The organism is Frondihabitans australicus (assembly GCF_003634555.1).
GTDB classification, from domain to species: domain Bacteria; phylum Actinomycetota; class Actinomycetes; order Actinomycetales; family Microbacteriaceae; genus Frondihabitans; species Frondihabitans australicus.
The window spans coordinates 1535266-1560872 of record NZ_RBKS01000001.1; the positions used below are offsets into that span (position 1 = coordinate 1535266).

The following is a 25607-nucleotide window of genomic DNA, read 5'->3' on the forward strand; positions in this document are numbered from 1 at the left end:
GCAAAGACGACTGGTTCTTCGGTCTGGAGCACAATTTCCTCATCAGAATCGCTGGCGGTTCAGGCGGCCGGAGGGCCGCCACGATCAGCGAGCCTATCGCGAAAGAACGGCTCGCCTCTCTTTCACCGAAGACGCGTAGACGTCCGCATATTCCTGACCGCCGAGCTTGTTGAGTTCGTGCATGATCTCGTCGGTGATCGACCGGAGAATGAACCGGTCGCCCTCGAGACCCTCGAACCGCGAGAAGTCGAGGGGCTGGCCGAACACGACGCCGATCCTGTGCAGGTGCGGCCTCTTCGACCCGGTGATCATGACCTTCTGGGTGTCGATCATCGCGACCGGCACGACGGGCACGCGCCCCTCGAGCACCATGCGGGCGATGCCGGTGCGACCCCGGTAGAGCTTGCCGTCGGGGCTGCGCGTGCCCTCCGGATAGATGCCGAGCTGCTCGCCGCGCGCCAGGACCTTGAGGCCGGTGTTCAGCGACGCCTCGGACGCCTTGCCGCCCGATCGGTCGATCGGCAGCTGGCCGGTCGCGTTAAAGAAGACGCGTGTCGCCCAGCCGCGGATCCCTCGCCCGGTGAAGTAGTCGCTCTTCGCCAGGAACGAGATGCGACGTTCGAGCGCCAGCGGCAGGAACACCGAGTCGACGAACGACAGGTGGTTGCTCGCGAAGATCACCGGCCCGGTCTCGGGCACGTTCTCCTTGCCGATCACCCAGGGCCGGAAGATCGACAGCAGGATCGGACGGAAGAGGAACGTCTTCATGATCCAGTAGAACAACGGCGTCTCCTTGTCGCAGGCGGCTGTCGAAGTCTAGCCGCGCACGGGTCTCGGATCAGAGCGTCTGCACGTGAAGACGAGCGAGGTCGGCTGCTCCGACGACGCCGGCCTCGTTCACCAGCTCGGCGATCACGAAGTCGGGCTCGGGGTGGAAGCCCCGGGCCGGCAGGTGAGAGAGGTACGCCTCGCGGATCGGAGCCAGCAGGAGCTCGCCGGCCTGCGCCACACCGCCCCCGAAGACGAACCGCTGAGGGTCGAGCACCACGCTGAGAGAGGCGCACGCCTCGCCGAGCCACGTGCCGAGCTCCGTCAGGGCCTCGAGTGCACCCGGGTCGCCCTTGGCCATCAGCTCGGCGACGTCGGGCCCGGTCAGCTGGCCCTTCGCCGCACGGACGTCGGCCAGGGCCTTGCCGTTCGCACCGCCGCGGTCGGCGACCTCGCCGGCCATGCGGAGGAGGGCGCGTCCCGAGCCGTACTGCTCGATGCAGCCGTGGGCTCCGCAGCCGCAGAGGAGGCCGTCGCGCACGAGGCGGACGTGGCCGAGCTCGCCGCCCGTGCCGAAGCCGCCGCGGAGCAGCTGGTCCTTGGCGACGATGGCGCCGCCGACACCGGTGCCGATCGTGAGCATGGTCATGTCGCTGACGAGGCGACCCGCACCGAAGCGGAATTCGGCCCAGCCGGCGGCGTTCGCGTCGTTGTCGATCGTGATGTGGAGGCCGAGCTTCTCGTTCAGGCGTGCGCGCAGCGGCTCGTTGCGCCAGGGGATGTTCGGCGTGTAGTAGACCGTCGACTGCGCGGCGTCGATGAACCCCGGGGCCGCGACGCCCGCGGCGACGACCTCGCCGCCCGCGGAGGGGGCGGCGCCCTGGAGCTCCTGGATCATGGCGACGACGGCGTCGACGATCGACTCGGAGTCGCCCGCCGGGGTCGGGACCCGCCTCTCGGCGACGATCTCACCGAGTTCGGTGACCACGCCCCCCGCGATCTTCGTTCCGCCGATGTCGATTCCGATGGCCTGCACGAGCATTCATCCTAACCACCGGTCGGGAGAGGGCGCTGCCGATCGTTCGAACACCGGCGGGTACTGTGGTGGCATGGCCGGGATGACGACAGGCGCGCTCCTCGACGAGCGCGTGTCGACGGACGCCGACGCGAGGCTCGTCGCGATCCCCGACTCCCTCGGCTCCTGGTTCGATCTCACCGCCGCCGAGTTCTCGCAGCGCGTCCGCACCCTGGCGCGCGGCCTCGTCGCCCGGGGCATCCGCCACGGCGACCGCATCGGCGTGCTGAGCGCGAACCGTCTCGAGACCACGCTCCTCGACTTCGCCGCCGGTTTCGTGGGGGCCGTGACCGTGCCGCTCGACCGGCGTGCCGGGCAGTCGCAGCTGCTCCGCGTGCTCGACGACGCCACGCCGACCGCAGTCGTCGTCGAGACCCCCGCCGACTTCGCCCGCTTCGACGAGCTGCACAGCGAGCTCCCGACCGTCCTCTCGGTGTGGCAGCTCGGGCTCGGCGACCTCGACAAGATCGTCGACTCGGGCCGCGACGTGCCCGACGACGAGTTCGCCGCGCACCTCGACGCGGTGACGCCCGACGACGCCGCGGGCCTCCTCTATTCGTTCGACGACGAGGGGGCGCCCGTGCGGTCGACGCTGACCCACGGCGTGCTCGCGACGAGGGCCCGGCAGGTGGCGGACGCACTGGGCGAGGCGGTCGGCCCGGGGCGGTCGGTGCTGCAGATCCTGCCCGCAACCGACCCCGACGCGCGACTCGTGACGCTCGCGGCGCTCGCCACCGGCACTCGACTGGGCCACCTCCACGATCGCGCCGACCTGGTCGAGACGCTGCACTCGTTCCGGCCGACGCTCCTCGTGGGCCACCCGGCCACCTTCGCGTTCATCGACGAGGCCGCACGAGTGCGAGCCGAGGCGGGTGGTCGTGCTACGGCGTTCCGGCAGGCGCACGACGTCGCCCTCGAGTACGCGGCGGCGCTCTCGCACGGCGCTGTGCCGATGGGCCTTCGCACCCGCTTCACACTGGCCGACACCCTCGTGCTCCGCGGGCTTCGGCGGTCGGTCGGCGGGCAGGTGTCGCACGCCGTGAGCATCGCGGGCACCACGACGCTGCCCGAGCGGCTGCGCCTCCTCATGCGGGCGCTCGACGTGCGACCCGTCGAGGGGTTCGGGACGGCCGCGACCGGCGGTCTGGCCACGATCGAGCGGGTCGACGATCCGTTCGAGCGTCAGCCCGGCACGGTCGGCGCTCCACTGCCCGGCATCGAGGTCGACATCGACGACGACGGGCTCGCGGCCTTCCGCGGCCCCGGCATCGCTGCGGGTGCAGGAGCAAGCGAAGACGCCTGGCTGAGCACAGGCCTCCCGGCCTCGATCGTCGACGGGCGCCTCGTGCTGGAGCACCGCGACTTCGACGAGGTCGGGCCCGGCACCGCCAGCGTCCGCGTGCCGGATCACACCGGTGCCGACGCCTCCGCCGACTTCTAGAGCGTGAGGGCGGCTCGCTAGCTCAGCTTGAACCAGTCGGACTCGCGAATTTGACGCATGGCGTCGCGCTTCGTCTCGGGCTCGAGCCCCATCACGTACAGGGTGCCGTCGAGGTGGTCGGTCTCGTGCTGCAGCGCCTGCGCCATGAGGCCCTCGCCGGAGAGCTCGAGCCGGTCGCCGTTCAGGTCGACGCCGACGACGCGCGCGAACGGGTGGCGCCGGCGCGGGAAGAAGAAGCCGGGCACCGACAGGCACCCCTCGTCCACGAGCTCCGCCTCGCCGCCGAGCTCGACGATCTCGGGGTTCAGCACGTAGCCAATCTCGCCGTCGACGTTGTAGCTGAACGCGCGGAGGCCGACGCCGATCTGGCAGGCGGCGACGCCCGCGCGGCCGGGGACGGTGACCGTGTCGATGAGGTCGTCCACGAGGCCCGCGAGCCCGGGGTCGCCGAGCCGGACAGGATCGGACTTCGACCGGAGAACGGGATCTCCGAAGAGGCGGATGGCGCGTTCTGACACTTCTCGTTCTGCTCCTGGTGCTCGTGAGGGCTCACGAAGAGCCTACGAGACGGACGACGCGGGCTCGGACCCGTCGGCTCGACGAGCCCGCGCTACGACACCACGACGAGCAGATCGCCGGCGTCGACCTGTTGCGTCGACGGGATCGCCAGACGCCCGACGGTGCCCGCGACCGGGGTCGTGATCGCCGCCTCCATCTTCATCGCCTCGATCGTCGCCACCGCGTCGCCCGCCGCGACCCGATCTCCGACGGCGACCTTGACCGTCACGACACCCGAGAACGGCGCGGCGATCTCGCCGGGCACGGTGCGGTCGGCCTTCTCGGCGGACTTCTGCGCGACGTCGATCGACCGGTCGCGCACGAACACCGGGCGCAGCTGCCCGTTGATCGTCGTCATGACGGTGCGCACGCCCTTCTCGTCGGCCTCGCCGATCGCCTCGAGCGCGATGTAGAGCGTCACGCCGCGCGCCACAGGCACCGCGTGCTCGACCCCGGGCACGAGCCCGTAGAGGTAGTCGGGTGTCGACACGACCGAGAGGTCGCCGTAGGTGTCGAGCACCTGCTGGTACTGCTGCGTCGGCCCCGCGAAGAGCAGGCGGTTCAGCAGCTCTTGGCGCTCCCGACCCGGCACGGTGAGGCCGTCCTGGTCGGCAGGATCCAGGGGCTCGACGCCGATCTTGACCGTCCGGCCCTCGAGCACCTTCGACCGGAACGGCTCGGGCCAGCCACCCGGCAGGTCGCCCAACTCGCCGGCCATGAAGCCGATGACGCTGTCGGGGATGTCGAATCGGCCGGGATCCTGCTCGAACTCGGCCGGGTCGGCGTCCGTCGCCGCGAGCTGCAGGGCGAGGTCGCCCACCACCTTCGACGACGGGGTGACCTTCGGCGGGCGGCCGAGGATCCGGTTCGCGGCCGCGTACCAGTCCTCCACCTTCTCGAACTGGTCTCCGAGCCCCAGCGCGATGGCCTGCTGGCGGAGATTCGACAGCTGGCCGCCGGGGATCTCGTGCTTGTAGACGCGCCCGGTCGGCCCCGGGAGGCCCGATTCGAACGGCTTGTAGACGCGGCGTACGGCCTCCCAGTACGGCTCGAGGTCGCTCACCGCCTGCAGCGACAGGCCGGTGTCGCGCTCGGTGTGCGCGAGGGCGGCGACGAGGGCCGATGCCGAGGGCTGCGACGTCGTGCCGGCCATCGGGGCGCTGGCGACGTCGACCGCGTCGGCTCCTGCCCGGCTCGCCGCGAGCAGCGTGGCGAGTTGGCCGCCGGCGGTGTCGTGCGTGTGCACGTGCACCGGCAGGTCGAAGCGGTCGCGCAGGGCCGTGACGAGCTTCTCGGCGGCCCCGGCGCGCAGGAGCCCGGCCATGTCCTTGATGCCGATGACGTGCGCGCCCGCCTCGACGATCTGCTCCGCAAGCTTCAGGTAGTAGTCGAGGGTGTAGAGGTCTTCGGCCGGGTCGAGCAGGTCGGCGGTGTAGCAGAGCGCCACCTCGGCGACGGTCGTGCCGGTCGCGAGGACCGCGTCGATGGCCGGGCGCATCTGCGAGACGTCGTTGAGCGCGTCGAAGATGCGGAAGATGTCGACGCCGGTCGCCGCGGCCTCCTGCACGAAGGCCTCGGTCACCTCGGTCGGGTACGGCGTGTAGCCGACGGTGTTGCGACCGCGCAGCAGCATCTGGATCGCCACGTTCGGCATGGCCTCGCGCAGGCTCGCGAGGCGGTGCCACGGGTCTTCGCCGAGGAATCGCAGGGCCACGTCGTAGGTGGCGCCGCCCCAGGCCTCCATGCTGAGCAGCTCGGGCGTCATCCTGCTCACGTAGGGGGCAACGGCGAGCAGGTCTTTCGAGCGCACGCGCGTGGCCAGGAGAGACTGGTGCGCGTCGCGCATCGTGGTCTCGGTGACGGCGAGGGCCGTCTGCGCCCTCAGAGCCTCGGCGAAGCCCTTCGGGCCCAGTTCGAGCAGGCGCTGGCGCGATCCGGGCGCAGGAGCAGCCGACAGGTCGATCGCGGGCAGTTTCGACGCGGGGTCGATCGCGCCCTCCCCCGCCCCGTGAGGCTTGTTCACCGTGACATCGGCGAGCCAGCGGAGGATCTTCGTGCCGCGGTCGCGCGACGCGTGGCTCTCGAAGAGCTGCGGGCGCTCCTCGATGAACGACGTCGAGAGGTCGCCGGCGGCGAACGACGGGTCGTCGAGCACGGCCTGGAGGAACGGGATGTTCGTCGAGACGCCGCGGATGCGGAACTCGGCGAGCCCGCGCTTGGCCCGGGTCACGGCCGCCGGGAAGTCGCGGCCGCGCGCCGTCATCTTCGCCAGCATCGAGTCGAAGTGCGGGCTGATCTGCGCGCCCGGCTCGATGGTGCCGCCGTCGAGGCGGATGCCCGCGCCGCCCGGAGAGCGGTAGGTCGTGATGCGGCCGGTGTCGGGACGGAAGCCGGCGTTCGGGTCCTCCGTGGTGATGCGGCACTGCAGCGCCGCGCCGCGGAGGCGGATCTCGGGCTGCGTGAGGCCCAGTTCGGCGAGGGTCGCGCCCGCGGCGATGCGCATCTGCGAGAGGACGAGGTCGACGTCGGTCACCTCCTCGGTGACCGTGTGCTCGACCTGGATGCGCGGGTTCATCTCGATGAAGACGTGCTCGCCGCGCCGCTCGCCCGCGGTGTCGAGGAGGAACTCGACGGTGCCGGCGTTGACGTAGCCGATCGAGCGGGCGAACGCGATGGCGTCGCGGTACATCGCCTGGCGGGTGGCGTCGTCGAGGTTGGGCGCCGGAGCGATCTCGACGACCTTCTGGTGCCGGCGCTGCACCGAGCAGTCGCGCTCGAACAGGTGCACGGTCTCGCCGGTCGCATCGGCGAGCACCTGCACCTCGATGTGCCGGGGGCGGACCACCGCCTGCTCGATGAACATCGTCGGGTCGCCGAAGGCGCTGTCGGCCTCGCGCATCGCGGCCTCGAGCGCCGGGCGGAGCTCCGCCGCGGTCTCGACGCGACGCATGCCGCGGCCACCGCCGCCTGCGACGGCTTTCGCGAAGACGGGGAAGCCGATCTCCGCGGCTCCTGCGATGAGGGCCTCGATGTCGCGGCTGGCGGGCGTCGAGCGAAGCACCGGCACACCGGCGGCGATCGCCTTCTCTTTCGCGGTGACCTTGTTGCCGGCCATCTCGAGCACGTGCTGCCCGGGGCCGATGAACGTGATGCCGTTGGCGGCCGCGGCCTCGGCGAGCTCGGGGTTCTCGGAGAGGAAGCCGTAGCCGGGGTAGATGGCGTCGGCGCCGGATTCGAGAGCCACCCGGATGATCTCCGACACGTCGAGATAGGCCCGCACGGGGTGCCCCACCTCGCCGATCTGATACGCCTCGTCGGCCTTGAGACGGTGCATCGAATTGCGGTCTTCGTACGGGTACACCGCGACGGTGCGGGCACCCAGCTCGAACGCGGCCCGGAACGCCCGGATCGCGATCTCTCCGCGGTTGGCGACGAGGATCTTGGAGAACACGCGACTGGCCTCTCTCGGCGGAGCACCTCGTGCAGCCGCCTTTAGGTGCTTTAACAGTAGTGAAGGTATCGTCTTCTTCGTGCATGTACTCAGCGTCAGCTCTCTCAAAGGCGGCGTCGGCAAGACGACTGTGACGCTCGGTCTCACGTCGGCTGCCTTCGCCAAAGGCCTCCGCACCCTCGTCGTCGATCTCGACCCGCAGTCCGACGTCTCCACGGGCCTCGACATCTCGGTCGCCGGGCACCTGAACGTCGCCGACGTGCTCGCGTCGCCGAAAGAGAAGACGGTGCGCGCCGCCATCGCCCCGTCGGGCTGGACCAAGGGCCGCACGGGCAAGATCGACGTCATGATCGGCAGCCCGTCGGCGATCAACTTCGACGGCCCGCACCCGTCGATCCGCGACATCTGGAAGCTCGAAGAGGCGCTCGCCACCGTCGAGGCCGACTACGACCTCGTGCTCATCGACTGCGCGCCGTCGCTCAACGCGCTGACCCGCACGGCCTGGGCCGCCTCCGACCGCGTGACCGTCGTCACCGAGCCCGGCCTCTTCTCCGTCGCCGCTGCCGACCGCGCCCTCCGCGCGATCGAGGAGATCCGTCGCGGCCTCTCCCCCCGTCTCCAGCCTCTCGGCATCATCGTGAACCGCGCCCGCGTGCAGTCCCTCGAGCACCAGTTCCGCATCAAAGAGCTCCGCGACATGTTCGGGCCGCTCGTCCTCTCGCCCCAGCTGCCCGAGCGCACGTCGCTGCAGCAGGCGCAGGGCGCGGCGAAGCCGCTGCACGTCTGGCCCGGCGAGTCCGCCCAGGAGATGGCGCGGAACTTCGACCAGCTGCTCGAGCGAATCATGCGCACGGCGAAGATCGGCGACTACGCGGAGCCCGTCGCTCGCTAGCCAACGGGCTGGCTCCGCCGAAGCCTTTCAGCCCTCCGGCGACAAAACGCGACGTCTGCGACGTCCTTGCACGTCGCAGATGTCGCGTTTTGTCGCACTGGCGGAGGCGGGTGGCGCGCAATGCCCCGCCGAACGGTGCTACGAGGCGCGAGAGGAGCGGCGGGCGGCTAGCTCGTCGCGAGGGTCGGCCGCAGGAGTGGCGTCGAGCTCGACGAGGCTCGACTCGACCTCGCGCAGCACCTTGCCCACGGCGATGCCGAAGACGCCCTGACCGCGTGAGACGAGGTCGATGACCTCGTCGTTGGAGGTGCAGAGGTAGACGGAGGCGCCGTCGCTCATGAGCGTCGTCTGGGCGAGGTCGTTCACGCCCGACTCGCGGAGCTGGTTGACGGCCGTGCGGATCTGCTGGAGCGAGATGCCGGTGTCGAGGAGGCGCTTCACGAGTTTCAGCACGAGGATGTCGCGGAAGCCGTAGAGACGCTGCGTGCCGGAGCCCGACGCACCGCGGACGGTGGGCTCGACGAGGCCGGTGCGGGCCCAGTAGTCGAGCTGGCGGTAGCTGATGCCGGCCGCGCGAGCGGCGGCGGTGCCGCGGTAGCCGTGGTCTTCCTCGAGCTCGACCATGCCGTCGGTGAAGAGGACGTCGGCGCCGTACTCGGAGACGGGCGTCGGCACGGCGTCACGTGTCGTCGGGCCGTCGATGCGGGACCCCTCGGGGGTGCCTGAGTCGTTCATCGGAAGCCTTCCACACGGTGTTGCCATGACCACCCGCGCCTCGGCCGGGACGGCTCCATGAGGAGCCTAAGTCTCAAGAAGAGGTTGAGTGTTGTACCGAGGTCAACGGTACCCAACACGGGCGGGCCGACGAGCGACATTCGACTTTCTCGTGCGGCGTGTCGAGACGACGGCCGAACCCTGCCCCGAGTCTAAGCCGTGCGAGCGCCTCGCACGAGAGCGCGGGCGACCTCGTCAGCCGTCGATGCGCCCGAGCGCCGAGCGGATCAGGCCGCCGCGGACCGTCTCGAGGTGCGAGGCGATCTCGCGCGCGAGCTCGGCGGCGCGGGCGCGCCCGGCCGAGTCGCGGCGCCGGACGGCCGGAGCCACGGCGTTCTCGATGAGGCCCAGCTCGCGTTCGGCCGCGGCGCGGAGGGCTCGGAGATGACGCGGTTCGATGCCGGATTTCTTCAGCTCGACGAGGGCCTGCAGCATCCTGTGTGCCTCATCGCCGTAGTGCTCGGCGGCGGGCACGAGGGAGGAGCCGATGGCGTCGTCGAGCAGGGCCGGGGTCGCACCGGTCTCGCTGAGGAGCTCGTCGCGGCTGTACCGCCGACCGCCGGTGAGCATCGACGCCGGCGCGGCGTTGGCCGGCAGGGAGAGCGGACGGCCGGCGTCGAGATCGTCGAGGTGGCCGCGGATCACCTTGAGCGGCAGGTAGTGGTCGCGCTGGAGGCCGAGGATGAAGCGGAGTCGCTCGACGTCGGCGGGCGAGAACTTGCGGTAGCCCGACTCGGTGCGCACCGGCGTGACCAGCTGGCGCTCTTCGAGGAACCGGAGCTTCGAGTTCGACAGGTCGGGGAACTCGGGCTTGAGACGGGCGAGGACCTGCCCGATGGTCAACAGATCGGATGCACCCGGCGCCTGATCGGCCCGGGCGAGAGCGCGCGGCACTACTTGATCGCCAGGTTGGCGAGGTCGACCCGCGATGCGTAGAAGGTGAGGCGGAACTTGCCGACCTGCACCTCGGCGCCGTCCGAGAGGAGGGCCTCGTCGATGCGAACGCCGTCGAAGTAGGTGCCGTTGAGCGAGCCGAGGTCTTTGACGCTGAAGGACGTGCCGTGACGACGGAACTCGGCGTGCTTGCGGCTCACCGTCACGTCGTCGAGGAAGATGCCGGCGTCGGGGTGGCGGCCGGCCACGGTGACGTCGGCATCGAGGAGGAAGCGGGCGCCGATGTTCGGACCACGGCGGACCACGAGGAGGGCGGAGCCGCTGGGCAGCGCGGAGACGGCCTCGCGCTCGTCGTTCGACACACCGCCCTCGAGAGCGGCGAGCTGGGCCTGGAACTCCTCGTTGAAGCTGAGGGTCGTGTCGACCTCGCGGCGCTGGTCTTCCGCGCCGTTCGATGGGGTGGCTGGCTCTGCCATCGTGGACCTCCTGTGGCCCCCAAGCGTAGCGGAATCGTTACGTGCCGGAATCACCGATTTGTGGAAAGTGGGTGTCACAAGCATGTGGCACTCGTCTACCAGCGTTACCGACCGGAATCACCGATTTGCCGAATCCGACTCGTCCCGAAGGAGGAGGTGGTGAGACCCCCGAACCTGTGCGCCTCCTTTGCGGCTGCTTATTGCCGTTCTCACCACGGGCCCTCAGAGTCGTCATAGGGATTTCCATGGGGAGCCGCCTTACATGGTCTCTGTCACCCCACAGCCCCAGGAAGGCGATCATGAACGACAGCAGCAACCTCACCCCCGGTGCCTCGGAGAACGACGACGAGCGCACGACGCAGTCGTCGGCCGAGCAGACCGCCGGCGCTGCGCAGTCCGCGAGCGACGCCGCTCGCGACGAGACCACCGAATACGGCACCGCCGAGATCCGCCAGGCCGCCGACGGCCGCAGCCAGGACGACCAGCCGACCACCGAGCTCCCCTCGGCCCAGCTCCCCTCGACGACCGAGCAGGGCGCAGGAGCAGCGGCGACCACCCCGGCTGACGCCCCCACCGCCCACACGCTCCCCCACCGCACGGGTCCCACGCCCGCGCACTACGTGAACGCGGCCGACGACACCTACCAGGCCTACGACCCGGCCGCCGCCCAGCGCGCCGCGCAGGGCCAGCAGCAGCCGGGCCAGCAGCAGCCGGGGCAGGCCTCGGGCCAGCCGAACTACGGCGCCGCCCAGTACGCGCAGCAGGCGTACGGCTACGGCCAGGAGCGCGACGCGCAGACCGGCTACGGCCAGGGCGCGTACGGCCAGCAGAGCGGCTACGGCCAGGGTGCCTACGGCCAGCAGACCGGCTACGGTCAGCAGGGCGGCTACGGCCAGCCCGGTGCCTACGGCACCGACCAGTACGGCCAGCACAACTACGCGCAGTCGCCCTACGGCTACGGCCAGGTGCCCCCGGCGTTCCAGCAGCCGAAGCGCAAGCCGAAGCGCTGGCAGGTCGTCACCGGCGCGGCGGTCGCGGTCGTCCTCATCGCCGGCGCGGCAGGAACCGGCGCCTACGCCATCGGCCACGCCTCGGGCGAGTCCGCGGCGAACGCCGCCGGCCAGAACCAGACGCTCCAGCTCCCGAACGGGTCGAGCGGCAGCGGCTCCAGCGGCACGTCGCCCTTCGGCGGCTCGGGCACCTCCGGCGGCTTCGGCTCCGGCGGCACCTCGGGCGGCTCGTCCTCCGGCACGGGCACCGTCCCGAGCAGCGCCACCGCGGCCACCTCGACCGAGAAGGCGGGCCTCGTCACGATCGTGTCGACGCTCGACTACGACGAGTCGTCGAAGTCGGCCGGTACGGGCATGATCATGACGTCGAACGGCGAGATCCTGACCAACAACCACGTCATCGAGGGCGCGACCAGCATCACCGTCACGGTGGTGTCGACCGGCCAGAGCTACACCGCGAGCGTCATCGGCACCGACGCGACGCACGACGTCGCGGTGCTGAAGCTCAAGGGCGCCTCCGGCCTCACCCCGGTGAGCTTCGCCGCGAGCGCCAGCGTGAAGGCGGGCGACAGCGTGCACTCGACGGGCAACGCGGAGGGCACGGGCTCGCTCGTCACCGCCAAGGGCACCGTCACGGCGACGAACCAGTCGATCACGGTCCAGTCGGAGTCGGGGTCGGGGACCGAATCGCTCTCGAACCTCATCGAGATCTCGGCCGACGTCGTCTCCGGCGACTCGGGCGGGCCGCTGCGCAACAGCGACGGCAAGGTCATCGGCATCGTGACGGCGGCGTCGTCGGGCACGACGGACGTCACCGGCTACGCGATCCCGATCAAGAGCGTGCTCTCGATCGCCGATGACATCCTCGCCGGCAAGTCGAGCCAGTACATCACCATCGGCCTGCCCGCCTTCCTCGGCGCTCAGATCTCGTCGACGAGCGACGGCACGGGCACCGGCACGACCGGCTCCGGCGTCACCATCGCCGGCACGGTCACCGGCAGCGCCGCTGCCAAGGCCGGCCTGGTCGCGGGCGACACCATCACGGCCGTCGCCGGCACGACCATCACCGACGCCACGTCGCTCACCGACGCGATCCAGTCGCACAAGGTCGGCGACCAGGTGACCATCACCTACACCGACACCGCAGGAGCAAGCCACACCATCACGGTGACGCTCGGCTCGGGCCCCGCGGCCTAGTCGCCTCGCGGCCCGGGTCGCCTGGCGGCCTAGTCCAGCAGTTCGAGCAGCGCCCTCGGGCCGACCACGGTCGCCCCGAGGGCGCTCGCGCGTTCGGCGAGGGCGCGGTCGGCGGTCACCACGACGGTGCGGGCCGACCCGACGATCTCGGCCACGTGCCGGACGATCGCCGAGTCGCCGTCGGTCTCGGCGGGCAGGAGTCGGACGCGGGTGCCGGCCGCCGGCTCCTGCGCCCTCTTGGCCTGCCCCTCGACGACGAGGGTGATGTCGGGCCACCAGGTGTCGATCGAGGCGTCGGTCTCACCGAGCGCGGCGGCGGGGACGCCGTCGGCGGCGAGCCGCACGAGCGAGGCGGTGAGGCGGTCGGTGGCGCCGGCGCGGTCGCGCCACCAGCCGTCGGGTCGTGAGCCCACGACGTTGGCCGAGTCGACGACGAGCTGCAGCGGCGCCGCGAGAAGAGGGCGCAGTCGCGGCCACGACGCCGCGAAGCCGGGGTGGAGGGGCAGCTCGTCGACGCGGTCGACGGGCACCCACTCGAGCGCCTCGCTCTCGCGGTCGGAGATCACCGGCTCGAACGGCGTGATCGCGCGCGCGGCGACGGTCGTGTACGACCAGATGCCGAGGTCGACGACCGATGTGAAGAGGAGGCGCAGGCTGTCGCTCGGCACGGCGGCCTCCTCGGCGCTCTCGCGCAGGGCGCCGTCGACCGCGGACTCGTCGAACTGCCGTGCGCCGCCGGGGATCCCCCAGGTGCCGCCGAAATGGCTCCACTCGACCCGGTGCTGCAGCAGGATCCGAGCGCCGCCGGATCTGCCCTGCCCGTCGGCGCCGCCCCCGCCGACTTGGCCTCCGCCGACTTGGCCTCCGCCGACGCCGCCCCCGTCGGCGCCGCCCCCGTCAACGCAGAGCAGCCCGGCCGCCCCGGCCTTGCCCCAGAACTTCCGGCCGTCGGGCGCGACGACCCAGCCGTCGGCGGGTCCGTGGATGGTCACCTGTCGAGCATGCCACGGGTTGCTGCGGCCCACCGACATGTGTCGTCGGCCGGGTCGTGCCACCCTCTCAGTGGAACAGCGGCACGACGAACAGGGCGTAGGAGTACTGCGCCACGCCGAAGACGCCCAGCCAGAAGGCCCAGAGGGTCCGCCGCCGCCCCCAGGGTCGAAGGCCGTCGGCGGCGAGGGCGATGGCACGGCGCCGTGCCGGGAGGCAGAGAACGAGCGCGACGACCGGGGCGACGTAGAAGCCGCTGATGAACGCACCCACGATGCCGACGGCCAGGGCTGCGATCGCGAACCCGTTCTTCTCGGCCGGGTCGCGGGGTTCGGGTGCGGGTGAGAGTCCGGGGTCGGCCGGGTCGAGGTGGGCGCCGGCCGCCTTGGCGAGGCGGCGCCGCATGCGCGAGGCGCTGAGTGACACGGATGTGACCGGCTTGGAGGCCACCGGCGCAGACGTCACCGGCGCAGAGGTCACCGGCGCAGAGGTCACCGGCGCAGAGGTCACCGGCGCAGAGGTCACCGGCGCAGAGGTCACCGGCGCGGCGGGCCGGGTCTCGGCGTCGTGCGGGTCGTTCACGGCGACCATCGTACCGGCGTCGCCCCGTACTCCCCTGGGGCCGTCGCGGTCCACGCGCAGAGCTTGCTGCGCGGTGAGCGCTTCGCCTCACTGTCGGGAGGAATCTCCTCCTCCCTGGCGTCGCCGCGGCCTCGGTGGTTCGGCGGCTGACCGCGGAGTTCCTCCCCTGAGGCGCGAGTCACGCCGAAGTTCCTCCTGAGCGCGCGATCGGGCGTGAGGTCGACGACGCGGCCGGCGGCAGGGGAGGAACTCGGGACGCTCGATCCTCCCGAGGCGACGGATTCGGGCCGTTTTCCCTCCCGGCGATCCGCAAGCCCCCGCTTCTCCTCCTGAACGGGCGTCGACTCCTCCCGAAGGATGCCCGTGACTCACGGCGATGCCCTCCGGAAGGACCGATCTCCTCCCGAACGGCGCGTGAGCCCCGACGGCGCGTCAGGACGACGCGGTCAGTTCGAGAGCACCGACAGGATGTTGCCCGACGGGTCGAGGAACCACGCGATGTCGGGGCCGCGGTTCTGCGACTTGCCGCGCGCGACGCCCGCGTCGTCGGTCAGCCCCTCGTACCGCTCGAGAACGACGCCGTTCTCGGCGAGCTCCCCGACCGCCGCGTCGATGTCCTCCACTTCGAAGTTGAGGACGGTGAAGGTCGCGGGCACGTGGCCGTCGCCCTTCGGGTACGCGATGACGTGGCCGCCGTGCGGCAGCTCGATGTCGAGAATCCCCATCTCGTTCATCGTGCAGGCGAGCCCGAGCACGCCCTCGTAGAACTCTTTCGCTTCGTCCGCGTCGCGGACGCTGAAGCCCGAGAACGCGTGCCCTGTGGTCAGCATGGGCTCATCCTGCCACCGAACCGGCACGGGTGGGGCGCAGGATCCGAACCATGCCCTGCTATACGAACTTCGCCGTCTGCTGGATCTGCGCGCGAATGGCGAAGACGTCGATCCCGGGAGCCTGCGCGCCGCCCGCGAGGCCGCCCCGCAGCACGTGCGCGAGCACCGACCGGCGCACGACGAACGCCGTGGAGTGCCGCCCGCGGCCGATGGGCGAGACGGCGTCGGCGAGCGCGTCGTCGGGCACGACGATGAGCTGGGCGGTGAACGGCACCCGGCTGATCTTCTGGAACGCGCGCGAGCTGCGAGCGAGGGTGCGGGCGGGCTCCTCGCCGTGCCGGAGCCCGTCGCCCGAGAGCTCGCCCTTGACCAGCTTCACGGGTGCGCCCCAGTCCTCCGAGTTGATGGCGAAGAGGCCCCCGGGGCCGAGCACGATGTGGTCGAGCTCGGGCTCGCGCCCGGCTGCGACGTTGCTCCAGATCGTGAAGGCGATGCCGAGCTCCGAGACGATGCGGGCCGTCGTCTCCTCGGCGACCGCCTTCGCGAGCACGCGGCGGATCTCGGCGGGGGCGCTTCGCACGAGCGCAGGATCATAGAGATCCTCGACATCCGTTCCCCGACCCACCCACTCCCGCATCAGATCCAGGAACTCGACGCGCTCCTGCCCTCCCGGGTGGCCGTAGGCACGGGCGCGCGGCTTCGACTCGGGGCGGGGGCGCGGGGGTCTCGGGGCCCAGGAGCTCGAGCCCGAGGGGGTGTCTCCTGCTCCTGCGCCCCTCGGCACCGCGCGGTACCCGGTGTCGTAGCGGGCGCGGTCTTCGGGGGTGCCGATGAGCTCCCACGCGAGTTGAACCTGCCGGAATCGCTCGGGGGTGCCACCGAGGTCGGGGTGCGTCTCGCGGGCGAGACGGCGGTAGGCGCGACGCAGCTCGTCGGTCGAGGCGGTGGCGCTGACCCCGAGGACCTCGTACGGGGTGGCGGCGGCAGGGCTGTCGGTCATGTGTGCAGTGAGAATACCGGGCGCCCGCTGGAAAGCCGCGGCGCAGATCCGATGAAGTCTCTCGACGTCGATCATCTCGACGACACCTGTTGCATGCAAGTGCATAGACTTAAGTCATGACAAACCCCATCAGAACCGTCATCAGCCCCGGCCGCTACGTGCAGGGCAAGGGCGCCATGAGCCGCCTCGGCGGCTACGTCAAGGAGATCGGGCAGACCGCTCTGATCGTCTCGGACGACTTCGTCTGGGGCGTGGTCGGCGAGCAGGTCTCCGCCGACTTCGCCGACAGCGGCATCGCCTTCACCCGGGTCGGCTTCGGCCGCTTCGCCACTCCCGCCGCCGTCGACTCGCTCGTCGAGGCCATCCGCTCGGGCGGGGTGGACGTGATCGTCGGCCTCGGCGGCGGCAGCGCCATCGACGCGGCGAAGTCGGCGGGCCACCTCGCCGGGATCCGCTGGGTGAGCGTTCCGACCGTCGCGTCGACCGATGCGCCCACCTCTGCCCTCGCCGTGATCTACACGGAGGAGGGCGAGTTCATCGAGTACCGCTTCTTCCCGCACAACCCCGACCTCGTGCTCATCGACACCCAGCTCGTCGCGAACGCGCCGGTCGCCTTCCTCGTCGCCGGCATCGGCGACGCCCTCGCGACCTGGCTCGAGGCACGCGCCACGCAGCGCTCCAACTCGCTCACGATGGCCGGCGGCCTGCCGACGCAGACCGGCACGGCGCTGGCGAAGCTGTCGTGGGACATCATCCACGAGAACGCCCTGTCGGCCCTCGACTCGGTGCGCGACCACCTCGTGACGCCGGCCCTCGAGAACCTCGTCGAGGCGAACACGCTGCTCTCCGGTCTCGGCTTCGAGTCGGGCGGCCTCGCCGCAGCGCACGCCATCCACAACGGTCTCACCGCCGCGCCGCAGACGCACGGCCTCGCCCACGGGCAGAAGGTCAACATCGGCTCGATCGCGCAGCTCGTGCTCGAGGGCGCACCGCGTGAGGAGATCGAGGACTTCGTCGTCTTCACCACGAAGGTCGGCCTGCCGAACACGCTCACCGAGATCGGCCTCACGGTCGACGACGAGGCCGAGCTGAAGGCCGTCGCCGAGGCCGCGTGCCTGCCGAGCGACACGATCCACAACATGCCGTTCGAGGTCACCCCCGAGTCGGTCGTCGACGCTCTCAAGGCGATCGAGCGGCTGTCGCGGTCGATCCGCGCCGAGCACGGGCTGCCGGAGCCGGTGCTGTACCGCGCCGCCCACTGACCCCTCCCGCGACAAAACGCGACACCTGCGACGCTCTCCCGCGTCGCAGGTGTCGCGTTTTGTCGCACGGGCGGGCGGATAGGCTCGGGGCGTGACTGACGACGACCTCACTCCCCCGGCCAAGCGGAACGTCAAGGCCCTCACCGCCTTCCTCGGCGAGATGGAGGCCGGCGACGCCGTCGTCGCCACGTTCACCACCGACCGCTACGGGGTCTTCGCGGTGCGCGGCGAGGTCGTCCAGTCGCAGCTGCTCGGGGCGTTCACGCTCGGCAGCCACCCGCTCGACTCGAACCGCAAGCCGTCGAAGGCGCTGCAGCTGCTGCGGACGTTCCACTCCGCCGAGCGCGAGGAGGCAGCCGCGTCGAGGCCGTCGGATCCTGCGGCCGTCGACGAGTCGGTGGCGCACGGCGCGCTGATCCGGGTGACGTACTCCGAGCCCGCGTACGGCGTGTTCGACGTGGCCGGTGTCGCGGTGCACTCATCGGTCGACGACAGCATCCTGGTCGGGTCGTGGATGGTGTCGACGCACGACCGCATCGCGGAGCGCGTGCTCGCGGTCGAGGTGCTCGCGCCCGTGGGCGGCCACGAGCTGGCCGTGCCCCGCGAGATCACGTCGTGGGGCAACGAGTCCGCCGCCGACGTCTAGCGCTGCGACGCCGTGGTGCGCTGCCGCTTGAGCGCGGCGCGCCGGGCACGACGCGCCTGGAACCAGGCGACGACGGCACGGACCCGGCGCTGCACCCACATGTTGAACCGGTGCGCGGCCGGGAACTCGGTGCCGAGGATCGCGAGGCCCAGGAACACGATCAGCCAGCCAGGCCCGGGCAGCGGGATGTCGATGATGCCGAAGATCACGATCGCGAGGCCGACGACGCCGACGACGATCTTGTAGGCCAGCCGCAGGCGAGGGTAGAGGTTGAGCTTCGCGCGGAAGAGGCGGGCGCGCTTGGCGACCTTCGAGTTGCGAAGACGGTGATGGGAGGCGGCGTGAGGCTGCTCCTGCGCCCCCTGCGCCCTCGGACCCGCCTCACTCGACATGCCCGAATCCTACGCACGCACACCGGGCGCGACCACCGAGCCTCATGCCAAGAACCACCGAACCGGGTGCCAACACGCTGAACGCGTGAGCGCTCACGTCGCCCAGGGTCTAGGCAGGAGACATGGATTACACACACTTGGGACGCACAGGGCTGTCCGTTTCGCGCGCCATCCTCGGCACGATGAACTTCGGGCCGCAGACGACCGAACCCGACAGCTTCGCCATCATGGACAAAGCCCTCGAATCGGGCGTCAACTTCTTCGACACCGCCAATGTCTACGGCCGCACCGTGGGCAAGGGCGCGACCGAGTCGATCATCGGCCGCTGGTTCGCGCAGGGCGGCCAGCGCCGTGAGAAGACGGTGCTCGCCACGAAGCTCTACGGCGACATGAGCGACGACGAGTGGCCGAACGGCGGCAAGCTATCCGCCTACAACATCCGGCACGCGATCGACGCCAGCCTCGAGCGGCTGCAGACCGACCACATCGACCTCATCCAGTTCCACCACGTCGACCGCGACACCCCGTGGGACGAGATCTGGGGCGCCATCGAGGTCGCCGTCGCCCAGGGCAAGGTGGTCTACGCCGGGTCGTCGAACTTCGCCGGCTGGCACATCGCCCAGGCACAGGAGGCCGCCCGCAGCCGCCACTTCCTCGGCCTCGTCAGCGAGCAGTCGATCTACAACCTCATCAAGCGCGAGGTCGAGCTGGAGGTCATCCCGGCCGCGCAGCACTACGGCCTCGGCGTCATCCCGTGGTCGCCACTCAACGGCGGCCTGCTCGGCGGCATCATCGGCAAGGAGAACGAGGGCGTCCGCCGGCTCGAGGGCCGCTCGGCCGAGTACGTCAAGGAGCACCGCGACCAGCTCGAGGCCTACGAGAACCTGGCGCAGGAGCTCGGCCACGCCCCCGGCGAACTCGCCCTCGCGTGGCTCCTGCACCAGCCCGGAGTGACCGGCCCCATCACCGGCCCGCGCACGATGGAGCAGCTCGACTCGGCCGTCCGCGCCGTCGACATCCACCTCGACGACGACGCGCTGGCGAAGCTCGACGCGCTGTTCCCCGGGCACAAGCCGGCGCCGGAGGATTATGCGTGGTGACCGGGGCCTGCTCCTGCACCTCTGTCTGCACCCGAACAACGGGCTCCCCCTGAAGAAAGCGAATCAATGAAGACACGCACCATCGGCGACGTCACCGTCTCGGCGATCGGACTGGGCGGCATGCCCATGTCGATCGAGGGCCGGCCCGACGAGAAGCGATCGATCGCCACGATCCACGCGGCCCTCGAGGCCGGCATCACGTTCATCGACACGGCCGATGCCTATCATCTGGCGGGCAAGCCCGACGACGAGGGGCACAACGAGATCCTCATCGCGAAGGCGCTGCGCGAATGGCACGGCGACACGTCGGACGTGCTCGTCGCGACGAAGGGCGGCCACACGCGCGTGACGTCGAAGCCCGACGGGCCGTGGGGGCAGGACGGCACGCCCGCGCACCTCAAGGAGGCGGCGCGCAAGTCGGCGTCGCGTCTCGGGGTGGAGGCGATCGGGCTCTACCAGTTCCATCGGCCCGACCCCGACGTTCCCTACGCCGACTCGATCGGCGCCATCAAGGAGCTCCTCGACGAGGGCGTGATCCGCATGGCGGGCATCTCGAACGCGAACGTCGACCAGATCCGGCAGGCGAACGAGATCCTCGACGACCGGCTGGTGTCGGTGCAGAACCAGTTCTCGCCGGCGTTCCTGTCGTCGACGCCTGAGCTCGAGTACTGCGACGAGAACAGCATCACGTTCCTGCCGTGGGCGCCGCTCGGGGGCATCACGAACGCGGCCGCTCTCGGCGCGAACCACGCGGTCTTCGCCGAGATCGCGAACGCGCGGCGCCTGTCGCCGCAGGTGGTCTGCCTCGCGTGGGAGCTGCGGAAGTCCGACGTCGTGATCCCGATCCCGGGCGCCTCGCGGCCGCAGTCGATCATGGACTCCGCGACGGCGGCGTCGATCAAGCTGTCGGACGACGAGTTCGCCCGGCTCGAGGCCGCGACGACGGCTCCTGCAGCGTGATCGTGGCGGCGCCTGCCGCGTGATCGTGACGTGAGCGTCTAGCTCAGCGGAGGGGCGGGCAGAGGGTAGCGCCAGCTGGAGCGCTCGCCCTCCGCCCGCCCCTCCGCCCACGTCACCGTGATGGTGCTGTCGGTCGTGGTCGGGCGCACCCGCGCGGTGAAGCTCACGCTCGACCCCGGCGCGATCCACGCCCCGTCGTCGAAGTCGTCGGGGCCCTCGAGGGTCTCCGCGCCGCCCACCCACACGTCGTGCGCGATCGCCGTGCCGGTGTTGGCTAGCCGGTAGTGGTCGCCGCCGTCGTGCGAGAGGCTCCAGGCCGCTCGCCCCACGGCCGTCGGCGCCTCGAACGCGTGCGCGGTCGACCCCTCGGGCGCAGGAGCCAGCACCCGCCCGGCGACACCCGCGCCACCGGCCGCCGCCGCTCGTCCCTCCCGCGCCTCACGTGCCATCGCCTGGACGCCGTCGGCGATGCGGGTCAGCTCGTCGATCGTCAGCGCCGAGGCGGCGGCGGCGCGCTGGGCCGCCGCCTGAGCCTCGCGGTTCGACTCCGCGGCCGCGGCGGCGGCCGCCTCAGCCTGCTGCTTCTGCGCGACCTGGCCCTTCCACGAGAAGTAGAACGACACCGCCAGGCCGGCGAGCGCGATGACCGTCGCGATGGCCTCGATGATGTTGGCGACGTTCTCGGCGGTGTCGGCGCTCGCGGCGTTCATGCGCTGATCCTGCCAGTCGCCTCCGTCACTCGGCCACCCCTCGCACGCGCCGCCCGGCCGCGCCCGTCTCGCCGCCACCGAGTACACGAGTGGCCCGATCTGTACGCAGGTGCTCGGAAATCCGTACGGATCGGGCCACTCGGCTCACTCGGGCGAAGCGACTAGACCTCGCGGCGGGGCGGCATCTGCGTCTTCGACGGGTCGGTCTCGGCCAGACCATCGAAGATCGCCTCGATGCGGCTCATGACCTCGGGCTCCAGCGTGATGCCGCTGGCCTCGGCGTTCGAGGTGACCTGCTCGGGGCGGCTGGCGCCGATGATCGCCGAGGCGACGTTGTCGTTCTGCAGCACCCACGCCAGCGAGAGCTGCGCCTGGGTGAGGCCGAGGTCGCTCGCGATCGGCTCGAGCTGGGCGACGGCGTCGAGGACGTCGTCCTTCAGCCAGCGGGCGATCATGCCCGCGCCGCCCTTGGCGTCGGTGGCGCGCGAGCCCTCGGGCAGCTCCTGCCCCTTCTTGTACTTGCCCGTGAGGACGCCCTGGGCGACCGGCGACCACACGATCTGCGAAATGCCGAGCTCACGCGAGGCCGGCACCACCTCGGACTCGATGACACGCCAGAGGAGGGAGTACTCGGGCTGGTTCGAGACGAGCTGGATCTTCAGCTCTTTCGCGAGGGCCGCCGCGTCGCGCAGCTGCTGGGCGTTCCACTCGCTCACGCCGATGTAGAGCACCTTGCCCTGGCGCACCAGGTCGGCGAAGGTCTGCATCGTCTCCTCGAGGGGAGTCTCGACGTCGTAGCGGTGGGCCTGGTAGAGGTCGACGTAATCGGTCTGGAGGCGCTTGAGCGAGCCGTTGATCGACTCGGTGATGTGCTTGCGGCTGAGGCCGGTGTCGTTGTGGCCCTTCGGGCCGGTCGGGCCGTAGACCTTCGTGAAGATCTCGAGCGACTCGCGGCGCTCGCCCTTCAGGGCCTCGCCGAGGACGACCTCGGCCTGCGTGTTGGCGTAGACGTCGGCGGTGTCGAACGTCGAGATGCCGACGTCGAGGGCCGCCCGCACGCACTGCGTCGCGGTGTCGTTCTCGACCTGGCTGCCGTGGGTGAGCCAGTTGCCGAAGGTGAGCTCCGAGACCTTGAGGCCGGAGTCGCCGAGATACCTGAACTGCATGGGGAGTTCTCCTTGTCGTGGCCGGCTGCGGTGCCGGGCCACGGGCGACGGTACTCCGCCAGTGAGCGCTCACACTTTCGGGAGTTCGATTCAGAAGCGGCGGTTCTGGGTGCCGTCAGCCGCCGAGACCGGCGACCAGGTTCACGAGGGTCGCGAGGATCACCGTGCCGAACAGGTACGACAGCAGGCAGTGGCGCGTCACGAGCCGCCGGATCTCCCGCGACGTGATCGTCGTGTCGCTCACCTGGTACGTCATGCCGAGGTCGAAGGCGAGGTACGCGAAGTCGTGGTAGTCGGGCGCCTCCTTCTGGTTGAAGTCGATGCCGCCCTCCTCCCCCGCGAAGTACAGCACCGCGTACCGCAGCATGTACAGGGTGTGGATCAGGAACCACGACAGCGCCACGCTCGCCACGGCCAGCGACGCGAGCACGACGGCGTGCGCCCCCGAGGCCTTGGCGGCCTCGACGACCGTGTAGCCGACGATGCCCAGGCTGGCGAGGGCGGCCAGCGTGAGCATGACCTCCATGGTCGAGTGCGCAGGATCCTCGGCGAGAGCATGCGAGCGAGTGTCGTCCCCGTCGAACCGATACACCACCGACCACACCCACACGAGGTAGATGAGGCAGGCGGCGATCCAGCCGATCACGAGCGCGGTGCCCTGGAGGCCGAGGGCGAATGCCGCTGCTCCTGCGACCACGCCGCCGACGAGCATCGCGACCAGGCGCAGCCGGCTCGCGGTGCGGCGGGCGTCGGCCTTCATGAGGGTCATGGTCCGATCGTCGTGCGCGTCGAGCCGCTCGGCCTGCCGACACGCCCACAGCGCCCGCTACAGGCGGAACGTGGCCCTGGGGATCGCGTCGACGAGGTCGCGCGCCACGCGCAGGGCGTCGTCCTCGGAGATCTGGTGCGTCGCGACGAGCGAGGCGAGGTACCCGGCGTCGACGCGGCGCGACATGTCGTGCCGCGCGGGGATCGAGCAGAACGCGCGCGTGTCGTCGATGAAGCCCGACGTCTTCGTGAAGCCGACCGAGTCGGTCACGGCCTCCCGGTAGCGCCGGATCGCCGACGGGGTGTCGATGAACCACCACGGCGCCCCCGCGTAGACCGACGGGTAGAAGCCCGCGAGCGGTGCGATCTCGCGCGAGAAGAGCGTCTCGTCGACGGTGAAGAGGACGAGCCGAAACCGAGGTTGCGTGCCGAACGCCTCGAGCATCGGGCGCAGCGGCTCGGTGTACGTCGACGACACCAGCGGCAGGTCGTGACCGGTGTCGGGCCCGAAGCGCTCGAAGGTGGGCCGGTGGTGATTCCGCAGCACGCCGGGGTGCAGCTGCATGACGAGCCCGTCGTCGGCGGCCATCGCGGCGCTCTGGAACAGCATCGTGTGCCGGTAGGCGACGGCCTCCGCGGGCGAGATGGACGCAGGATCGCGGAGCGCCCGCACGTGGATCGCCTCGGCGGCCGCCGCGTCGAGCGGCTCCGACCCCGCGTCGGGCACCCCGGTGTCGGTCGCGGTGGCCCCGTGACGCAGGAAGTGCTCCCGCCGTGCCCGCAGCGCGTCGAGGAGACCGGCGTGCGTCGACGTGTCGACGCCGGCGACCTCGCCGAGACGCGCCACGGCCTCCGCCCAGCCCGCCGACGACGGGTCGAAGTAGCGGTCGGCCCGGAAGGTCGGCACGACGCGCCCGGTGAACGACGGGTCGTCGCGCAGAGCGGCGTGCGCGGAGAGGTCGCTCACCGGGTCGTCGGTGGTGGCGAGCACCTCGATCCGGAACCGGTCGAAGAGCGCTCGCGGGCGCATCTCCGGCCGGGCGAGAGCGGCGGCCAGGGCGTCGTACTGCTCGTCGGCGTTCTCGGCGGACGGCTGCTCGGTGAGTCCGAAGACGTCGTGCAGCTCGGTCTCGAACCAGTAGCGCACCGGCGTGCCGAGGAACGTGTGCCAGTGCGAGGCCAGCGTGCGCCAGATTTCACGGCCCGAGGAGGGCTCCGCTGCTCCTGCGCCCGGAGTCGGCCTCACCCCGAGCGACTCGAGCGGGACCCCCACCGCGTGCAGCAGGCGCAGCACGTAGTGGTCGGGCGTGACGAGCAGGGCCGCAGGATCAGCGAAGGCCTCGTCGGCGACCAGCAGCCCCGCGTCGACATGCCCGTGCGGCGACAGGATCGGCGCGTCGGCGACCTCGGCGTACAGCTCGCGCGCGATGCGGAGCTCGGCGGGGTCGGCGGGCAGGAGCCGGTCGGGGTGGGGTGCGAGGGACGTCATCGTCGGACCTTTCGGGGTGGGCGGTCTACGGCAGGTGCGCCATCGGGCGGCGCACCTGGGGTTCACGGGGTTCAGCGGGCGGGCGCGGGGCCGGTGGTGGAGCGCACGGTCAGGGTGGTCGGCAGGAGCACGGAACGCCTCTCGGCCGAGGGTTCGTCACCGGACCCCGCGCCGCCGGCGGCGGCCGCGCCTGCGGCGGCGTCGGACGCGATCTTCGCCAGCAGCATCGACACGGCGACCTGGCCCGCACGTTGGATGGGAGCGTGGAGCGTGGTGAGCGGCGGGTTGCAGAAGTCGGCGCCGAAGATGTCGTCGCAGCCGACGATGCTGAGGCGCCCGGGGACGTCGACGCCGCGCTCGCGCAGGCGCTGCAGCATGCCGATGGCGATGAGGTCGTTGAAGACGATGCAGCCGGTGGCGCCCGAGTTGAGGGCCGCGTCGGCCGCCACGACGCCGGCGGCCGTCGTCGGCGAGAACGGCCCGATGCGCCGGGGCACGATGCCGAAGCGCTCGGCGGCGCGCTCGAGCGCCTTCCAGCGGCGTTCGTTCGACCACGAGGTCGGCGGCCCGGAGACGTAGACGATGTCGCGGTGGCCGAGCGAGGCGAGGTGCTCCAGCGCCTGGCCGATGCCGCCGGGGGTGTCGATGAGGACGTTCGGCACGCCCTCTGGGCGCCGGTTGATGGCGACGAGCGGGATCCTGCGCGCGAAGGTGGCGAGGTCGGCGTCGGGCAGGCGCGACGCGGTGATGATGGCGCCGTCGGCGCTGGTGAGGAGCCCTCCGAGCGCGGCGGCCTCGAGCTCGCCGGACTCTTCCGTGTCGACGAGCAGCTGCGTGTAGCCGGCGGCCTTCAGCTGCATCTGCGTGCCGCGGATGATGTCGAAGTAGAACGGGTTCGTGATGTCGGAGACGAGGACCGCGATCGCCCTGGCCCGGGTCTGCGCCGCCGCTTTCGACCCTCGCGCCGGCACGTAGCCGATCTCGGCGGCGGCCTGCACGATGCGGGCGCGCGTCGCCGCATTGACGCGCTCGGGCGTCGCGAGGGCACGGGAGACGGTGGAGGGCGCGAGCCCGAGGCTGCGAGCGACATCGGTGATGGTCGCCGGCTTGCGTCTCGCGCCTTCGCGAACGGGGGTGGTCATGGGCCGACCGTAGCAATGTTGGCAAATTAGTGGC

General features: G+C 71.0%; 24 protein-coding genes. 7 read left to right on the forward strand and 17 right to left on the reverse strand.

Annotated features, from left to right (window positions below; all coding sequences use genetic code 11):
* Positions 1-93: 93 nt before the first annotated feature.
* Positions 94-783, reverse strand: a complete 690-nt coding sequence (locus C8E83_RS07095) for a lysophospholipid acyltransferase family protein (protein ID WP_121369077.1) — start codon at positions 781-783, stop codon at positions 94-96.
* 55 nt (positions 784-838) lie between these two features.
* On the reverse strand, positions 839-1804 hold the full coding sequence (locus C8E83_RS07100) for an ROK family glucokinase (protein WP_121371788.1): 966 nt from the start codon (positions 1802-1804) through the stop codon (positions 839-841).
* Positions 1805-1877: 73 nt separating this feature from the next.
* Between C8E83_RS07100 and C8E83_RS07105 the strand changes: the two genes are divergently transcribed.
* Positions 1878-3284: an AMP-binding protein gene (locus C8E83_RS07105; RefSeq protein ID WP_170159865.1), complete on the forward strand. Its 1407-nt coding sequence runs from the start codon at positions 1878-1880 to the stop codon at positions 3282-3284.
* Positions 3285-3301: 17 nt separating this feature from the next.
* On the opposite strand, the gene C8E83_RS07110 is transcribed toward C8E83_RS07105, so the two are convergent.
* The gene (locus C8E83_RS07110; protein ID WP_121369079.1) at positions 3302-3802 is read right to left on the reverse strand and encodes a peptide deformylase; all 501 of its coding nucleotides are present in this window, start codon (positions 3800-3802) and stop codon (positions 3302-3304) included.
* 92 nt (positions 3803-3894) lie between these two features.
* Complete coding sequence (locus C8E83_RS07115; RefSeq protein WP_121369080.1) at positions 3895-7293, reverse strand: pyruvate carboxylase; 3399 nt, start codon at positions 7291-7293, stop codon at positions 3895-3897.
* A 79-nt stretch (positions 7294-7372) separates the two neighbouring features.
* Between C8E83_RS07115 and C8E83_RS07120 the strand changes: the two genes are divergently transcribed.
* A complete protein-coding gene (locus tag C8E83_RS07120) occupies positions 7373-8185 on the forward strand; it encodes a ParA family protein (protein WP_121369081.1) in 813 nt (270 codons plus the stop codon).
* Between the two features lie 138 nt (positions 8186-8323).
* Here C8E83_RS07120 and C8E83_RS07125 read toward each other — a convergent pair whose 3' ends face one another.
* The 3 genes from C8E83_RS07125 to C8E83_RS07135 form a co-directional block, all read right to left on the reverse strand.
* Positions 8324-8809: a MerR family transcriptional regulator gene (locus C8E83_RS07125; protein ID WP_245981910.1), complete on the reverse strand. Its 486-nt coding sequence runs from the start codon at positions 8807-8809 to the stop codon at positions 8324-8326.
* Positions 8810-9154: 345 nt separating this feature from the next.
* On the reverse strand, positions 9155-9853 hold the full coding sequence (gene ftsR / locus C8E83_RS07130; protein WP_121369083.1) for a transcriptional regulator FtsR: 699 nt from the start codon (positions 9851-9853) through the stop codon (positions 9155-9157).
* Positions 9853-10329 carry an FHA domain-containing protein gene (locus C8E83_RS07135; protein ID WP_121369084.1) on the reverse strand — a complete coding sequence of 159 codons (477 nt, stop codon included), beginning with the start codon at positions 10327-10329 and terminating at the stop codon, positions 9853-9855. Before C8E83_RS07135 ends, ftsR begins: the two co-directional genes overlap by 1 nt.
* A gap of 299 nt (positions 10330-10628) precedes the next feature.
* On the opposite strand from C8E83_RS07135, the gene C8E83_RS20005 reads away from it, so the two are divergent.
* Positions 10629-12536 carry a S1C family serine protease gene (locus C8E83_RS20005; protein WP_121369085.1) on the forward strand — a complete coding sequence of 636 codons (1908 nt, stop codon included), beginning with the start codon at positions 10629-10631 and terminating at the stop codon, positions 12534-12536.
* A gap of 29 nt (positions 12537-12565) precedes the next feature.
* Here C8E83_RS20005 and C8E83_RS07145 read toward each other — a convergent pair whose 3' ends face one another.
* From C8E83_RS07145 to C8E83_RS07160, 4 genes are all read right to left on the reverse strand, one after another.
* Entirely contained in the window at positions 12566-13528 is a 963-nt protein-coding gene (locus C8E83_RS07145) for an NUDIX domain-containing protein (RefSeq protein WP_245981463.1), read from the reverse strand.
* Between the two features lie 67 nt (positions 13529-13595).
* Entirely contained in the window at positions 13596-14108 is a 513-nt protein-coding gene (locus C8E83_RS07150; RefSeq protein ID WP_147430107.1) for a hypothetical protein, read from the reverse strand.
* 446 nt (positions 14109-14554) lie between these two features.
* Positions 14555-14938 (reverse strand): VOC family protein, encoded by a 384-nt coding sequence (locus C8E83_RS07155; protein WP_121369088.1) that lies wholly within the window; start codon positions 14936-14938, stop codon positions 14555-14557.
* A gap of 58 nt (positions 14939-14996) precedes the next feature.
* Positions 14997-15938 (reverse strand): J domain-containing protein, encoded by a 942-nt coding sequence (locus C8E83_RS07160; protein WP_121369089.1) that lies wholly within the window; start codon positions 15936-15938, stop codon positions 14997-14999.
* A 116-nt stretch (positions 15939-16054) separates the two neighbouring features.
* On the opposite strand from C8E83_RS07160, the gene C8E83_RS07165 reads away from it, so the two are divergent.
* Together C8E83_RS07165 and C8E83_RS07170 are read left to right on the forward strand one after the other, a co-directional pair.
* Positions 16055-17200 carry a glycerol dehydrogenase gene (locus tag C8E83_RS07165; protein WP_121369090.1) on the forward strand — a complete coding sequence of 382 codons (1146 nt, stop codon included), beginning with the start codon at positions 16055-16057 and terminating at the stop codon, positions 17198-17200.
* 91 nt (positions 17201-17291) lie between these two features.
* Complete coding sequence (locus tag C8E83_RS07170) at positions 17292-17846, forward strand: hypothetical protein (RefSeq protein WP_121369091.1); 555 nt, start codon at positions 17292-17294, stop codon at positions 17844-17846.
* Here C8E83_RS07170 and C8E83_RS07175 read toward each other — a convergent pair.
* The gene (locus C8E83_RS07175) at positions 17843-18238 is read right to left on the reverse strand and encodes a TIGR02611 family protein (protein ID WP_121369092.1); all 396 of its coding nucleotides are present in this window, start codon (positions 18236-18238) and stop codon (positions 17843-17845) included. The two genes, C8E83_RS07170 and C8E83_RS07175, sit on opposite strands and share 4 nt — an antisense overlap.
* A 122-nt stretch (positions 18239-18360) precedes the next feature.
* On the opposite strand from C8E83_RS07175, the gene C8E83_RS07180 reads away from it, so the two are divergent.
* Complete coding sequence (locus C8E83_RS07180) at positions 18361-19338, forward strand: aldo/keto reductase (RefSeq protein WP_121369093.1); 978 nt, start codon at positions 18361-18363, stop codon at positions 19336-19338.
* A 66-nt stretch (positions 19339-19404) separates the two neighbouring features.
* Positions 19405-20298, forward strand: coding sequence for an aldo/keto reductase (locus C8E83_RS07185; RefSeq protein ID WP_121369094.1), 894 nt, complete (start codon positions 19405-19407; stop codon positions 20296-20298).
* A gap of 38 nt (positions 20299-20336) precedes the next feature.
* On the opposite strand, the gene C8E83_RS07190 is transcribed toward C8E83_RS07185, so the two are convergent.
* From C8E83_RS07190 to C8E83_RS07210, 5 genes are all read right to left on the reverse strand, one after another.
* Positions 20337-21008, reverse strand: coding sequence for a hypothetical protein (locus C8E83_RS07190; protein ID WP_121369095.1), 672 nt, complete (start codon positions 21006-21008; stop codon positions 20337-20339).
* Positions 21009-21169: 161 nt separating this feature from the next.
* Positions 21170-22174 carry an aldo/keto reductase family protein gene (locus tag C8E83_RS07195; protein WP_121369096.1) on the reverse strand — a complete coding sequence of 335 codons (1005 nt, stop codon included), beginning with the start codon at positions 22172-22174 and terminating at the stop codon, positions 21170-21172.
* Positions 22175-22289: 115 nt separating this feature from the next.
* Positions 22290-22943 (reverse strand): DUF1345 domain-containing protein, encoded by a 654-nt coding sequence (locus C8E83_RS07200; protein ID WP_245981465.1) that lies wholly within the window; start codon positions 22941-22943, stop codon positions 22290-22292.
* Positions 22944-23000: 57 nt separating this feature from the next.
* Entirely contained in the window at positions 23001-24431 is a 1431-nt protein-coding gene (uxaC, locus tag C8E83_RS07205; protein WP_121369097.1) for a glucuronate isomerase, read from the reverse strand.
* A gap of 71 nt (positions 24432-24502) precedes the next feature.
* Positions 24503-25573, reverse strand: a complete 1071-nt coding sequence (locus C8E83_RS07210) for a LacI family DNA-binding transcriptional regulator (protein ID WP_121369098.1) — start codon at positions 25571-25573, stop codon at positions 24503-24505.
* Between the last annotated feature and the right edge of the window lie 34 nt (positions 25574-25607).